Origin of the sequence: Methylomonas sp. MK1, assembly GCF_000365425.1 — a bacterium.
Lineage (GTDB): Bacteria > Pseudomonadota > Gammaproteobacteria > Methylococcales > Methylomonadaceae > Methylomonas.
In genome coordinates, this window is sequence record NZ_AQOV01000001.1 from 874883 (window position 1) to 889531 (window position 14649).

Sequence of the window (14649 nt, forward strand, 5' to 3'; positions counted from 1 at the left end):
CGGACTACCAACATGAAAAATAACACATATTATATTACGTCTATGTTTATTAGCGTCTTGCTGTCAATATATAGCCAAAACTCACAAAGTAATACCAACCAAACCGAAAACACCTTAATAACCACGGCAACAACTGATTTAACTACTATAAGCCACAAAGAAGCAAAGGGCTGCATTCAATCACAAGGTAACTCAGCGATTTATAATACCCGCATATTAAACCCGGCAGACGGCAATCCTCAAAACGGAAAACTTTGCTCTCCCTCAATAGTTAATGATATTCCATCGCAAAACTCATTAAGCGATATGGATAAACCAGTATTTTCTCAATTATCGAATTCATCACCCGCTCAACAAATAGCAGCTTACTGCTATACTTTTTTCTTAAACGGCCAGCAATACCAAACCTGTTACACACAAGAAGAAATCGACGAAGCGCTTGAGTAATATGAGTTTTTTTACAGAAACTTGCGCCCCCATAATATTGGAGTTAACAATTAGAAATTTACTAAGGTATTAGACAAAATAGCTCTTAATACGGCTTATTTGCTAGAAAATTTTAAATAATTTCCGGTATTCAGTGTTCTGAGTTATTGCGACAAGCTTGTTATTTAACTATTACCACCCAACCTGGACTAACAAAATGAATAATAAAACAAGTTATATTATTTCTATCTTTATTAGCACATTGCTGTCAATATATAGTCAAAATTCACAAAGCAATACCAATCAAACAGAAAACACCTTAAGAACACAGGCGATAACCGATTTACGCGATATAAACCACAAAGAAGAACTGAGATGCAATAAATCACAAAGTAACTCAGCTATTTATAACGCTAGGCCATTAAACTCGACAATTTCCCCTTCTGAAAACGAAAAACCTTGCTCTCCCTCAATAGTTAAATATGATATTCCATCGCAAAACTCATTAAGCGTTATGGATGAACCAGTATTTTCTCAGACATCAAACTCATCACCCACTCGACAAATAGCATCATATTGCAATACTTATTACGTAAATGGCGACCAATATGAAATCTGTTATACACAAGAAGAAATCGACGAAGCATTCAATTAATTTCTGTATATAAGCCTCTAAATTGATGACGGTGGATCGCGCGTGCAGTCCGCCGTCATATCTATTGTCCAGACTGGCACTCCTTATGGCCCGTCCGTTTCGCATAGTCGTATTTACCGTTCTGGTTTTTTTGCTTAGCACGCTGGTAAATTTAGCTTTCAATACGGAAAGCGAACTGGGCTTAGACACCTTATTCAAAATCCGCGGCCCGCAAGCAACACCCGAACAGGTGGTAATTGTCGCGATGGACGAAGCGTCCGAGACTCGCTTGGGCGTGGGTCAAGACTTGACCCGCTGGCGAGAGTTTCATGCAAAACTGCTTGACCAATTGCACCACCAAGGCGCGGGTTTGATCGTGTTCGATCTACAATTTATCGCCGCTAACCCCAGCGTAGACCCTAGTCTAGCTGATGCAATGCGCGCTGCCGGCAAGGTCTTGATCAATGAGTGCGTGCAAAAATTTCGCCGAGGTGTCGAGGACTTTTATGGGCGGGAAGAATGTTCGGACCGCAATAAAATGCCCGCCATTTCCCGCGAAGGCGAACCAGCGACAACCTTATCCGAGCAGTTGATAGTCATGCGCAAACTGTCGCCAACGCCGGTGATTGCTCAGGCGGCGCTAGATGCTGCACCGTTTTATCTAATAAATGACTCGGAAAACGCCAGTATCCGCGAGTCCTGGACTTTTTACGATGCGCTCGCCGAAGCACCCAGCCTCCCGGTTTTGGCCTGGTTTTATTTCCAACAAACAAGCAGCGATTATCCGGATGAACAGCCTTTGTCGGCCTGGTTGACTGCGCAGCGCCGAGCGTGCGCAAACTCACCCGACCTGGACCACCGCGCCAAGCAATTGATCTGCGACGGCGACAGCCGCTACTTAAATTACTACGGTCCACCGCGCACGCTGAGAATGGAATCCTACGCCGATGTTTACGAAGGCAAGGTTAAAGACTTACAAGGCAAAGTGATATTCGTCGGCCGCGCCAACCGCCAATTTTCGCCCGGCAAATCCGACTTCTTCCCCACCCCTTATTCCGATTCGCGCACCGGCAAAATGGCCGGCGTGGAGATCATGGCCACGCAGTTTGCCAACTTGCTGGAAGATAGTTTTATCGAAATACCTGCGCAAGGCTGGCTAATATCGAGCTTATTCGGCTTGCTGATCGCCCTGTTGCTAGTCGGATTTGCCGGCTGGCCCGGCATCGTCCTCAGCTTGGTGTTTGCCTCGACTTACGCCGGCTCGGCTGTCTGGTTGTTCGGCCAGCGCCATTGGTGGCTGCCGGTCGCCGGGCCAATATTAATTCAATTACCGCTGTCGTGGCTGCTGAGCTTGGCGTGGTCGCGCTACGACTTAATGCGCGAACGCGGGCGCATACTTGAATTCGTCAGTAGAGTGTTTCCGCAATGGGTCGGCGTGTTTCCCGCAGCGCCGGGGCAATGGACGGAAGCCGGTATCGCTGGAACTGAAAAAGATGTCAACGGTTTATGTCTAGCCACCGACATCGAGGGCTACACCACTATCGCCGCCCAACACTCGCCACGAGAAATGTGGGAGCTATTGAATACCTATTACCAAGTGCTGGGCCACCCCGTGGTGTCGCATGACGGTGTGATCGCCGACGTCACTGGCGACGCGATGATGGCAGTGTGGTTCGATGCGCCGGTAAGCAACCAGCACCGCGCCGCCTGCTTGGCAGCATTGGAAATGGCCGCGGCGGTGGAATCGTTTAATCTATCCTCCAGTCTGGCCCCGCTAGCCACCCGCATCGGCCTGCACGAAGGCGAACTCACACTGGGCAGCCTAGACGCCGGCAGTTCCAGCCATTACCGGGCCATCGGCGATACGGTCAACATCGCGTCGCGAATTCAAGGTGTTAACAAGTATCTGGGCACGCGGATTCTGGCTTCGCACAGCATCGCCGCCGATTTGGATGACATCGTGACCCGACCGGTGGGCACATTCCGGGTAGTGGGCCGCACGGAACCGGTGACGCTGGTGGAAATCGCCGGACTCAAGCACGGCAGCGATGCCCAACCGAACGAAGTACATCGCATCTTTGCCGACGGCCTGGCAGCCTTCCAACAAGGCCTGTGGCCCAAGGCTGTCCACCTATTTCAAGCAGCACTCGCTCTCGACGCTAACGACGGCCCCAGCCGATTTTATCTGCAAAAAGCTTTGCACTATAGTGAAATGCCGCCGTTGGCATGGAATGGGATCGTGGTGTTGGATAGCAAATAAACCGCAGCAGCGACATCTAAAGTGCTCCCGTTACTCCGTGGCGCTTCAGCAGAACAATTAGAGCGTCTTAGCCGCTTTCAACGGCGGGGTCTTGAGCCCAGTCCGGCAATTTCATTCGCCAATTCGATACTAAACCTTGTCAAGCACCGGCTTTGCGCGGCAACACTGGCTTCGGTGCCCTTACCTGCGGCTTCGCTGCACTCAAAGCGTTTGCCGATCACCGCTTCATCGGCTTTTTTCAATTGCCATTGCACGGAGAAGCGGCTTTGGCCGCTGGCAGTTTGATGCAACTCGAGAATATCGAAGCTGACTTGGTAATCGATAGCCTGACGCGGTGCCCATGGATAGCGAACCACTTGTTCTATGCCCAGTTGCTTGGCTAAAGAAAGCCGCAAAACACGGGCAATATTGTCATCCAGACGTTCGGCCCAGCGATTTTGGTCGTCCAGTTGGTACTGATGTTCGCTCAATGCAGTGATTAGCTGCGGCCGGTCCAAATACGCCGGCAAATGAATCGGGCCCAATCCCAACACAGTATCGGCCGGTAACACGGTAGCCGACGGCGCGCCGGTTTCGGCGCTAAGCATGTAAAACTGTATCGGCTTACTACTGCAAGCGGTCAACAACAGTGCTGAAAGTAGCATGGGCAAATAAATTATGTGTTTCATATTCATCCGGTTAAATCTGCTAAAAACCCAATCTATTTGCCGTATATCAACGACTCTGGCCGCCGCTCCAACGACTCTGTCAAATCCTTCAAGGAACGTGCGGCATTGCGCATTTCCACTAGGGCTTGCCCAAGTTGCGCATCCGGCGCGGCCATGGTTTCCACTGCGGTCAAAGCATTTTGCGAGCCTTCCATCACCTTGGTCGCGGCATTCAGGCTTTGTTCGGCGGCTTTCAACACCGGCAACAACTCTTTGTTAAAGTCTTGCAAAGTGGTGCGGGTCTCGGTCAGAGCGCTATTGGCATTGGTCATTAAGGGCCCGATCTGATCGTTTAGCGAACTCATCAGCCGTTGGGTTTCTTGTAGGGATTTAGCCAGGGCCGCCATCGATTTCTTGGTATCGTCCGACTCCAGCAAGCCATGCATCGAATTCAAGGTATCCGCCATGTTTTTGGTAATCTCTTCCAAAGGCAACTGCCGCACCCGGTTGAAGATTTCGTCAGCGGTGTTGCGAATTTCATCGACTGTGGTCGGTACGCTAGGCAATTCCGGCAGATTCTTGTAATCCAGTTTGACTAGATTGATCGGCTTGTCGCTATAAAAATTCAAATCCACATACAGTAGGCCGGTCAGCAAACTCTGGGTCTCCAAGCGGCCCTTTAAACCGGCATCGATCATACGTTGAGCATCCTGCATCCGCTGTTTTTTGCTGTGGCCGCCGGATTGCTGTACCGACAAGTCTTGCAGTAAGGCTGGATCGATTTCGATCACCACCGGCTTGAAAATGCGGCCGGTCGCAGAATCCATCACCAGAGAAATCTCGTTGACATTGCCGATCTGCACGCCCTGCAATTTAACCGGCGCCCCGACATTCAAGCCATTCAAGGCCGAGTCGAAAAAGATGACGAAGCGTTTTTTATCCTTAAAAAAATCACTACCGCCAAAGATCATCACCCCCGCAGTCAGCAGGATCAACGCGCCGACCAAAAACGCGCCGATGGCGAGTGGATTGGCTTGTTTGCTCACGCCGGACTCCTCATGTGTCGATGATTACTATTTTGCTCGGTTTGGTCGCCGCGATTTAAAAATCGAATCACGTTGGGGTGTTTAGATTCATGCAGCAGTTTTTGCGGCGAGCCGCCGTCGATATTGGTGCGGGTTTCCGCATCCAGAAACACCGAGTTGTTGCCGATCGCGAAAATACTGTCCAGATCGTGGGTGACCACCACGATGGTAGCCGACAACGCGCTACTCAAGCTCAGAATCAGATCGTCCAGCAGTTTGGCGGTGATCGGGTCCAAGCCGGCCGACGGTTCGTCGAAGAACAGAATCTCCGGGTCCAGGGCCATCGCCCGCGCCAAGCCGGCGCGCTTTTGCATGCCGCCGCTCAGTTCGGAGGGATAATAGTCTTCAAATCCGGCCAATCCGACCAGTGCGAGCTTATAGGACACGATCTCCCGCACTTTTTTGGGCGGCAGTTGAGTGGCTTCGGTGATCGGCAGCGCAACGTTTTCGGCTAAGGTCATGGAACTGAGTAAGGCGCCGCTTTGGAATAATACGCCGGTACGTGCCAAAATTTGCTGGCGGGCTTTGGGATCGGCTTGCCAGAGACCTTGCTCGCCATAACAAACATCGCCTTTTGCCGGCGATTTCAAGCCTATCATATGCCGCAACAAGGTGGTTTTACCGCAGCCGTTACCGCCCATGATGATAAACACGTCGCCGCGGTTGATCGTAAAATTCAGATCGCGCTGAATCACGAAATCGCCGTAAGTCATGGTCAGGTCTTTTACGGTAATGCACGCTTCGGCCATCGTCAAATCCCCAGCCGGTTGCAGATTATGGTCATTACCGAGTCGGCGACGACGATAAACACGATGGCAGTCACCACCGCCGAAGTGCCGGCATCGCCGACCGCCGAGGCGCTGCGGCCGCATTGCATGCCACGCATGCATCCCGACAGCGCAATCAAAATGCCGAACACCGAACACTTAACAAAGCCGATTATAAAATCCTTCATCTTAACGGCGTGGGCTGTGCGGTCCAGATACTCGGTCAACGACACATCAAAAAAATTCACCGTCACAAAGCCGCCGCCGATGATGCCCATCAAGTCGGCGTAAAGACATAATAGCGGCATGATGATGATCAAGGCCAGCATGCGCGGCAACACCAGAAACGCCATCGGGTCCAGGTTCATGGTTTTTAGCGCGTCGATTTCGCTGTTGACATGCATCGTGCCGATTTGGGCGGCATAGGCCGCGCCGGTGCGGCCTGACATAATGATTGCGGTCATCAGTCCGCCCATTTCCCGGGTCATGCCCAAACTAACCAGGTTGGCGATGTAAATTTGCGCGCCGAATAAAGACAATTGCACCGCACCGACGAAAGCCAGAATCAAACCCACCAACAAGCTGATCAACGTAACAATCGGCAACGCCGATGGTCCGCATTCTTGAATATACAGCCATAAATCCTGGCGGCGAAAATGCGCTTGACCCCGCATGGTGGCGAAAGTGCTGATGATCATTTCGCCGACAAAGATCAACATCTCCTCGCCATGCTGAACCGCTTTGCCGGTGCTGACTACTAAAGCCTGCGACCAGGAAGTCTGAGCTTGGTCACGGTGCGCATCGACGCGCTCCGGCACGGCGGAAACCAGCGTCAATAAGCCCTGAATCGAGGTTGGCAGGGTAGATTTATCGACCGCGACAACTTTTTGCGAAGCGTAGTCAATCAGTTTGATTAACTCTGTGACCAGCATGCTGTCCCAACGCCCCAGGGCCCCGGTCGAGAAGACGATTTTTTCGATAGCATTGGTTTCAATCTGCGCCAATACCGGTTCCAGCGGGGGTAATTGCGCATCCAGCACCCAGTCTCCGGATAGCGCAATTTCCAAGGCCTTTGCCTGACGAATCGCGCTGATGGCACAAGTTGGAGCACTATGGGTGGCTGGCGGTAGGATCTTTGAATTTTTCATCCCTGTTGGTACTAATAAAACTTAGCCACAAGTATGCGCAGAACGCCGACGCATGGCAATAGCCGACAGATAAGTATTTTTAGCGCAACACGCCTAAAAATAGCCTGATGCAACTGCTTTAACTGCATGCCCCGCATGCTCAAAATCGGCATGTCGGCAGCGCAAAGCTTATCAGTACCTATCAAGTTTTCGCCAATTCGCGAATTTCCCAGTCGGCCTTGATTTGCAAAATTTGCGGTTGGATATCCAGAAAACAGGCCACCATCGCCGGATCGAAATGCTGCCCGGCACCGTCGCGGATAGTCGCGACCGCCTTCTCGACCGGCCAAGCTTCCTTATAGGGCCGGCGCATGGTCAATGCGTCGAACACATCGGCCACTCCGACAATACGCACCGATTCGGGAATGCTTAGGCCCGCCAGCCCATTTGGGTAGCCGGTCCCATCCCATTTTTCGTGATGCGACAAGGCCACTTCGGCCGCCAGTTTAAAAATCGGTGCATCGCTTTTCGACAGGATATCGTAACCAATCTGGCAGTGCCTACGCATGATGCGCCATTCGTCTTCGTCCAGCGCCCCCGGTTTACTCAGTACCGCATCGGGCACGCCAATTTTCCCGGTATCATGCATCGTCGCGGCAAACTCCAGCAATTCGGCGTCGGCACAAGTCCAGCCGACATTTAACGCCAAGGCTTTAGCATAAGCGGCCATCCGCCAAATATGTACCCCGGTGTCGTTGTCGTTATAGTGGCCGGCTTCGCCCAGCATATAGATCGCATCGCGGTGGCTTTTTTCCAATTGCGTGGCTCTCACTAGCGACAAATGAGTTTTCACCCGCGCGCGCACCAGACTGGGCACCACCGGCTTACTCAAGTAGTCCACACAGCCCACCGCAAATCCTTGCTCCTCATCGCCCAACTCAGATAAAGCGGTGACGAATATGACCGGGATGGTTTCGGTGGCCGGATCGGCTTTCAAAGCCCGACATACTTGGTAGCCGTCCATATCAGGCATCTGGATGTCCAACAAAATTAAACTCGGCCTATGCTTGGCAACCGCCAGCAGAGTTTCCTGACCGTTACGCGCAAACACCAAATGATATGTAGGCTCGAGAATTTCGCGGAGTATCGCCAAATTCGCGGGTTCGTCATCCACGATCAAAATAGGATTATTAGGCATGGGTATTTTACTGAGTTGGTATATCGAGCTGGTTTATTAACGCCAAAGCTAAGCTTTCAGCTTCCCGAAAATTATAGTCGCGAATTTGCGTAGCGAGCGGCGCCAATAAATCGGCGTCAACCAAGCCCTCCAGTTTAACCATTACGCGTTCGGCATGACCTGGGTTGTCTTCATCCAGCGCCGTTAATAGTTCGCCCAGCAAGAATTTGGCCCCACCCAGCGCTTCGGCTTGGGTGTGATGATCAAGCGCTGGTATTGTGTTTCGGCTTAAGTTGACGATACTGCTGATAACCACGCCAAGCGCCTGTTGCAGCGCTGCGGAGGCCGCAGCTAGAGGCTCACCGCGATTCAAGGCCGTTTCCAGTTCGGCGCTGCGTTTGGCTACATCCGTCAGTGCCAAACCATAAGCCGCGCCTTTTAGCTTGTGCGCCAAGGCCGCTACCTCGGTAAGCTTCCCTTGCTCGGCGGCAGCACTGATTTCCTGTCCGGCAGCGCGATACTGATCAACAAAGCATGTTAGATAGGCCTGATATAGATCAAGCTTATGCCACATTTTTAGGCCGGCGTTAACATCGATTCCTGGCCAATCGTCTTGGCCTGGATTTGTCGGCGCAATCAGGGGGACGGATTGGTCGCTGGAAATTACCTCGTCATACCGATCACCGGATGCAGGCAGCGTAAGTCCGAGAGGCGATTTTCTTCCTGTCCAACGCGTGATCAAAGCCAGCATTTGCGGTACGTTAAAGGGCTTGGCGATAAAATCGTTCATACCCGCTTCCAGCGCTGCATCCTGCAAGTTTTTAAATGCGCCGGCCGTGAGTGCCAGGATGGGCAAATCAGACCACGTCGGGTTTTCGCGTATCCGCCGAGTGGCGGCATAACCGTCCATGCGCGGCATTTGCACATCCATCAACACCAAATCCACTGCGTCAGGATGTCCAAACAGCCAATCCACGGCGTCTTGACCGTCGCTTGCTAAACTGACTTGCGCCCCCTCGGACTCCAAGATGCGCCTGGCCACTTCGCGATTGATGTCGCTATCGTCCACTACCAATATCCGCAAACCTTGAATCCGCGTGCCCGCCGAATTAGGCGATGTATCGGGCGCGGCTAACGGCAACGATGGCTGCGGCGCTTTTGACAATACCGCCGCGACAGCGTTATACAATGCTGAGGGCGTTACCGGTTTACTTAATATCCCATCGACATGATTCATGTCAGCATGAGCGGCCAGCCGTTCACGGGAATAGGACGCGCTGATCATCAGAATAATGGCTATTTGCGGCTGATCGAGCTCAACGGCGGACAGAGAAGCGCGGATAGCTTCGGCTGCGCTGATGCCGTCGGCTCCCGGCATGGGCCAATCCAGCAATACCACATCATAGGGAGCGGCGCTCTCAAGACTGGCTAACAGCTCGACGATTGCCGCCTGGCCCGAAGCGACCAGAGTGGTATCCCAATCAAGACCCCGCGCCGACATATGCACCGCTTCGCGCGTATTCTCGCAGTCATCGACCACCAGTAATTTCAAATTGTGCAAGGGCGGGATGGCTTGCGTCGGATTGAAATCAAGGTGGCGCTGCAAGCACAGCACAAACCAAAACTCGCTGCCTTGGCCGGCGACACTGCTTACCCGTAACTCGCCACCCATCAAATCCACCAGCTGGCGACAAATTGTCAAGCCAAGGCCGGAGCCGCCAAAGCGGCGGCTGATCGTATTGTCAGCCTGGGTAAAGGCGGCAAACACATCATCCAACTGCGGTTCTGAAATACCGATTCCGGTATCACGCACGGCAAAGCGCACCGCTACCGTATCGCCGTTTTGCCAGTCATCGACAGTAACCCGCAACACGACTTCGCCGCGTTCGGTAAATTTAATCGCATTGCCGAGTAAGTTGATCAAGACTTGCTGGATACGCAAGCCATCGCCAATTAGGGCATCGATACCCGCCGGCGGGATGATGATCAATTCCAGATTTTTGTGGTCGGCCGATGCCGTCATCAATGCCGCGAGATGATCGAACATATCGCTGAGCCGGAAAGGTAGGTTTTCGATTTCCAGGCGTCCGGCTTCGATTTTGGAAAAGTCCAGAATATCGTTAATGATCGCTAACAAGGAGCGCCCGGCATCGCGAATTTTCCTCACCAAACTGCGTTCTTCTTCGTTCAGGGCGTGCTGTTCCAGTAAATAACAAAAGCCCAGTACCGCATTCATGGGCGTGCGGATTTCGTGGCTCATATTCGCCACAAAACTGCTTTTTACCCGCGTCAAACGCTCTGCGCGCTGCAATGCTTGGTTGAGTTCTTCCGTACGTTGTTCGACCAAGTTTTGCAAATGATCCCGATATTGCAGCAGTTCCATCTCTTGTTTTTTACGCACGCTGATATCCTGTACCGTAGCAACTCGGTACATCACCTTTTGCTCGGCATTTTTAACGCTGACCAAATCCACCGCCACATCAAACTCTGAGCCATCCTGGCGTCGATAAACCGATTCATAGCGTATTTTGCCGAATTGGTCGGCTTCATGGAGATGGCGTCGGGCCGACTCGACGTGTTCAGGCGCATATAGGGATAGAATCAATTGACCTTCAAACTGATCGGCGTTGTCGTAACCCAACATGTCGGCGAAGGCCGGATTGCAGGTCACTAGACGCCCAGTCTCGGGATTGCCTATGGCTATGCCATGCCCGCAATAGCGGAAAGCATCGATCCAACGCTGCTTTTCGGCGGCCGCGCGTTTGGCCTCGGTGATGTCTTGCACTGTCCCAATTAAACGCAAGGGTTGACCATCGGCCGTGGTCTCCAGTTTGGCTTTGGACAACACCCAACGCTGCTGGCCTTGCGCGGTGCAAATACGGTATTCCAAACCGTTACCGCTATTGCCCGCCAAACAGTCCTGATGCCAGGCGCTTCTGGCTGCACGATCATCGGGATGCACGGTATCCAGTAGCTGTTCCATGGATAAAGCTTGATCGGTTTCGGGTGATAGGCCAAATAGCCGGAAGGTTTCCTCGCTCCACATCGCTTGCCCGCCCGGTAGGTAGCGGACCCACGAACCAATATGAGCGACGGCCTGAGAATCTGCCAACAACCGTTCTTTTTCTATCAGGCTTTGTTCGATTTGCCGACGTTCGGTGATGTCTAAGACAATACCTCGATAGAGTAGCGGCCGACCTTTCTCATCCAACTCTGGTTGCCCACGCGACATTAGCCAACGCTCCCGGCCTTCAACCAGCTCGGCAAGCCGCCATTCCACGTTCAACTCGATATTTAGCTGTACCGCTTGGTGAATTGCCGCTTGCGCGATGGCGCGATCATCCGGATGCACAGTGGACAGCCAGACGTCGTAACAGGCTTGGCAAGAAAACGGCTCCAAGCCGTACAAGCGCCATAGACCTTCATCCCATCGATTTTCGTTGGTCTGTAAATTCCACTCCCAGATACCGGCGTTGGCAGCGCGTAGCGCTTGGTTCAAACGCCGGTGATTAACATCCGATTCCAAACTGGCCATTCGCTGCAACTCAGCTCTGGAGCGGCGCAATTGCTCGAAAGCCAGATTAAACGACAGCCCCATCAAGGCAAAAATAGCCGTTGAATAGTAATAGCGTACGTCCGCAATGTTAAAACTTCCCTCAGGCGGGATAAAAAAATAGATTCCAATTGAAACGGCGATGGCTGTTGCAATTAGACCGCTAAGTAACCCTCCCATGTAGGCACTTAAAAATACCGCCGGGTAAAACAATATCCAGGTCAGTGGCGACAGTGCGGACCATAGCGACCATTGCAGTAAACCGGCGGCGATAGGAATCGCCAAAGACAGGACCGAAGTCGAGTTTATTGGCATTTGGCGGAAGCGGATGTTAAGCATGACGATGAAACTGCCGGCAATCTGCACTTGCGGACTGCAAACAACGCCAGAACTTATGCATGCAAAACCATGCTGACAGTCACTCTATTGCCGATGACACGGTAATGCAGGTGGTCAGATGCCAAGCTGTTGGCTTTTAACGATATCGCTGCGGCGCGATGGCGGGGGTTCTTGATGTCGTGCAGCGTGTCTAACGGCTGTCGTGCAGTGCTGGCAGTCGGGGTTTTAGACCCCGCGTTTTGCACACGCAGCTCCGCAAGTGCCGACCTACACGTTTCGTCACCCCCTATTGGAAACTTGTGCGAACCGAAAAGCATGCGCCCCTCTAAATTTTATTGGTACCAGTCTAACGCGTTAGCTTACCAGATGAGTTTGTTGTGGCAAATATCTAGGGCTGGCAATCTCAACAGATTGAGGGGTATCTGAAGCAAGTAGAGTTTTTGATGGCACCGAATAAACAGATTTCGCACGCTATAAAAAAAGCCCCTGAGCAGGGGCTTTTTGCTTGTTACCAGGTATCCGTTAAAACGGAATATCGTCGTCGAAATCGTCATAAGAAGCCGGCGCCGCTGGCGAGCCTGACGGCGCGGACGGGCGATTGTCGTAACTGCTGGCCGGCGGCGTATTGTTGTCTGAATAGCTGGCGGTGCCGCCGCTCTTGCTGTCCAGCATATGCATATTGTCGGCCACGATTTCCGTCGTATAACGCTCCTGACCGTCCTGGCCTTGCCATTTTTGCGTGCGAATCCGGCCTTCTACATAACATTGGCTGCCTTTTTTCAGATACTCGCCGGCGATTTTCGCCAGACCGCTGAAAAACACCACCCGATGCCATTCGGTTTCTTCCTTACGTTCATTGGTGTTGCGATCTTTCCAGCGGCGGCTGGTTGCCAAACGGATGGTGGTAATCGCATCGCCGCTTGGCATATAGCGGACTTCCGGATCGGCGCCGAGGCGGCCGATCAGCATAACTTTATTGAGCATGGTGTTCTCCGTGTAAAAATTGCGAGTAACAGCGGCTTACTGCCACTGCTTCAAAAAAATACCTAGTTGGTTTTTGTCGAGCTGCTGGTTATCGACTTTCAAATACGCGGCATTTTCTTCAAAATGCAGCCGTACTTCCTCAATGCCGTTAATCGCTAACAACTGCTTAGAAAATTCCTCTCCACGTTCGGGTTTGACCGCTTGCAATGACAACAGCAAGTTGGCCCAATAGCGCGGGGGCGACATGAACAGCGCGATCACTATCCAACTGGCGGCGATGCCCGCCGAAAACATAAACACCGCCGCGGCACCGAATTCACCGTACAACCAGCCGCCGGCGCCGCCGCCCAAAAACGCGCCTAGGAATTGGGCGCTGGAATAGATGCCCATGGCCGTCCCTTTGAGATCGCCGGGCGCGGTTTTGGAAATCAGTGAGGGCAAGGTCGCTTCCAACAGATTAAAACCGCAGAAGAAAACCCACAAGCAGGCAATCAAGCCGATCAATTCGCCGTGCAACAGCACAAAGCCGATGTTGGCTATTACCAATGTAACAATAGCGCCGATAAATACTTTTTTCATCTGCCGTTTTTTCTCGGCGATGATCACGAAGGGGATAATCATCGCCATCGACGTCACCAACACCGGCAGATACACCATCCAGTGACTGCCGCCTTGCAGACCCGCGTCGCGCATCAGTAGCGGCACCACGACGAAACTGGCCATCAGGATCAAATGCAGCGCAAAAATGCCGTAGTTCAGACGCAACAAATCGGCATTTTTGATCACCGAACCCAGTTCAGAAGGGATATATTCGGCATCGCGGTGCGTGGTAATTTTTTCGGGGTTAGGCACCACGAATAGAATCACTAAAATCGCCAGTGCCGCCAGTACGGCAATCATCCAGAAAATACCGGCAATACCGAAATGATGGGCGATGATAGGTCCCAGCGTAATCGCCACACCAAAGGAAACACCAATGCTGGCGCCTATCGTCGCCATCGCTTTGGTGCGATGTACTTCCTGGGTCAAGTCGGCCAACAAAGCCATTACCGCAGCGGAAATCGCCCCGCAGCCTTGCAGCGCACGGCCGATCAACACACCATAAATATCGGTCGCCAACGCTGCCCAGACACTGCCGAGCACAAATAAGATCAAACCGATCACAATCACCGTCTTGCGGCTGAAACGGTCGGACAGTAAGCCGAACGGAATTTGCAGGATGGCTTGCGTCAAGCCATAGATACCCATCGTCAAACCGACCAATTTGGGTGTTGATCCGGGCATTTGTTCGGTGAACAACGACAACACCGGCAGCAGCATGAACAAACCCAGCATTCTGAGAGCATAGATACTGGCCAACGATACGGTAGCCCGCTTCTCCATGGCCGTCATCGGACTGGTAATATCCTGAACCTGTGTCAAACCCAAACTCCCCTTTTGCGTCGAATCTTTAAAGTTGGCTATAGTACCAGTTTATTCAAATCCTCGGAATTCATGACCGCAGCCAGCGGCGGATTTACCCCTAAACCGGCAGCTATCAAATCAAATACGCCAACACCCTATCCTCTAAACAACATACGCGCCGATTCGTATTTCAAGACCAACTCGCGCCAATTCAGTGCATCGCGCACCAAGTTTGAGAGTGTTCTT

At 52.2% G+C, this 14649-nt stretch carries 11 protein-coding genes; 3 read left to right on the top strand and 8 right to left on the bottom strand.

The features are described from left to right. The first annotated feature begins 12 nt into the window (after window positions 1–12). The 3 genes from G006_RS28200 (at window position 13) to G006_RS0104065 (ending at window position 3320) form a co-directional block, all read left to right on the top strand. On the top strand, window positions 13–447 hold the full coding sequence (locus G006_RS28200; protein WP_152428794.1) for a hypothetical protein: 435 nt from the start codon (window positions 13–15) through the stop codon (window positions 445–447). A gap of 196 nt (window positions 448–643) precedes the next feature. Beyond that, a complete protein-coding gene (locus G006_RS28205; RefSeq protein WP_152428795.1) occupies window positions 644–1081 on the top strand; it encodes a hypothetical protein in 438 nt (145 codons plus the stop codon). A gap of 85 nt (window positions 1082–1166) precedes the next feature. Continuing rightward, on the top strand, window positions 1167–3320 hold the full coding sequence (locus tag G006_RS0104065) for an adenylate/guanylate cyclase domain-containing protein (RefSeq protein ID WP_020481889.1): 2154 nt from the start codon (window positions 1167–1169) through the stop codon (window positions 3318–3320). Window positions 3321–3397: 77 nt separating this feature from the next. On the opposite strand, the gene G006_RS0104070 is transcribed toward G006_RS0104065, so the two are convergent. From G006_RS0104070 to G006_RS0104115, 8 genes are all read right to left on the bottom strand, one after another. Beyond that, entirely contained in the window at window positions 3398–3988 is a 591-nt protein-coding gene (locus G006_RS0104070; protein WP_160167657.1) for a PqiC family protein, read from the bottom strand. A 32-nt stretch (window positions 3989–4020) separates the two neighbouring features. Continuing rightward, entirely contained in the window at window positions 4021–5013 is a 993-nt protein-coding gene (locus tag G006_RS0104075; RefSeq protein WP_020481891.1) for an MlaD family protein, read from the bottom strand. Then, the gene (locus tag G006_RS0104080) at window positions 5010–5801 is read right to left on the bottom strand and encodes an ABC transporter ATP-binding protein (protein WP_020481892.1); all 792 of its coding nucleotides are present in this window, start codon (window positions 5799–5801) and stop codon (window positions 5010–5012) included. Before G006_RS0104080 ends, G006_RS0104075 begins: the two co-directional genes overlap by 4 nt. A 2-nt stretch (window positions 5802–5803) precedes the next feature. Further along, complete coding sequence (locus G006_RS0104085; protein ID WP_020481893.1) at window positions 5804–6967, bottom strand: MlaE family ABC transporter permease; 1164 nt, start codon at window positions 6965–6967, stop codon at window positions 5804–5806. A 181-nt stretch (window positions 6968–7148) separates the two neighbouring features. Beyond that, complete coding sequence (locus tag G006_RS0104095) at window positions 7149–8144, bottom strand: response regulator (protein WP_020481895.1); 996 nt, start codon at window positions 8142–8144, stop codon at window positions 7149–7151. A gap of 7 nt (window positions 8145–8151) precedes the next feature. Then, window positions 8152–12042: a response regulator gene (locus tag G006_RS24900; protein ID WP_020481896.1), complete on the bottom strand. Its 3891-nt coding sequence runs from the start codon at window positions 12040–12042 to the stop codon at window positions 8152–8154. 495 nt (window positions 12043–12537) lie between these two features. Then, complete coding sequence (locus G006_RS0104110; RefSeq protein ID WP_020481898.1) at window positions 12538–12999, bottom strand: single-stranded DNA-binding protein; 462 nt, start codon at window positions 12997–12999, stop codon at window positions 12538–12540. Between the two features lie 36 nt (window positions 13000–13035). After that, window positions 13036–14421 carry an MFS transporter gene (locus G006_RS0104115; RefSeq protein WP_033194038.1) on the bottom strand — a complete coding sequence of 462 codons (1386 nt, stop codon included), beginning with the start codon at window positions 14419–14421 and terminating at the stop codon, window positions 13036–13038. Window positions 14422–14649: the final 228 nt, after the last annotated feature.

What these genes read in the sequence shown, in the direction of transcription:
- G006_RS28200 (WP_152428794.1), top strand. Translation starts at nt 13, where the DNA reads ATGAAAAATAACACATATTATATTACGTCTATGTTTATTAGCGTCTTG.
- G006_RS28205 (WP_152428795.1), top strand. Translation starts at nt 644, where the DNA reads ATGAATAATAAAACAAGTTATATTATTTCTATCTTTATTAGCACATTG.
- G006_RS0104065 (WP_020481889.1), top strand. Translation starts at nt 1,167, where the DNA reads ATGGCCCGTCCGTTTCGCATAGTCGTATTTACCGTTCTGGTTTTTTTG.
- G006_RS0104070 (WP_160167657.1), bottom strand. Translation starts at nt 3,988, where the DNA reads ATGAAACACATAATTTATTTGCCCATGCTACTTTCAGCACTGTTGTTG.
- G006_RS0104080 (WP_020481892.1), bottom strand. Translation starts at nt 5,801, where the DNA reads ATGGCCGAAGCGTGCATTACCGTAAAAGACCTGACCATGACTTACGGC.
- G006_RS0104085 (WP_020481893.1), bottom strand. Translation starts at nt 6,967, where the DNA reads ATGAAAAATTCAAAGATCCTACCGCCAGCCACCCATAGTGCTCCAACT.
- G006_RS0104095 (WP_020481895.1), bottom strand. Translation starts at nt 8,144, where the DNA reads ATGCCTAATAATCCTATTTTGATCGTGGATGACGAACCCGCGAATTTG.
- G006_RS0104110 (WP_020481898.1), bottom strand. Translation starts at nt 12,999, where the DNA reads ATGCTCAATAAAGTTATGCTGATCGGCCGCCTCGGCGCCGATCCGGAA.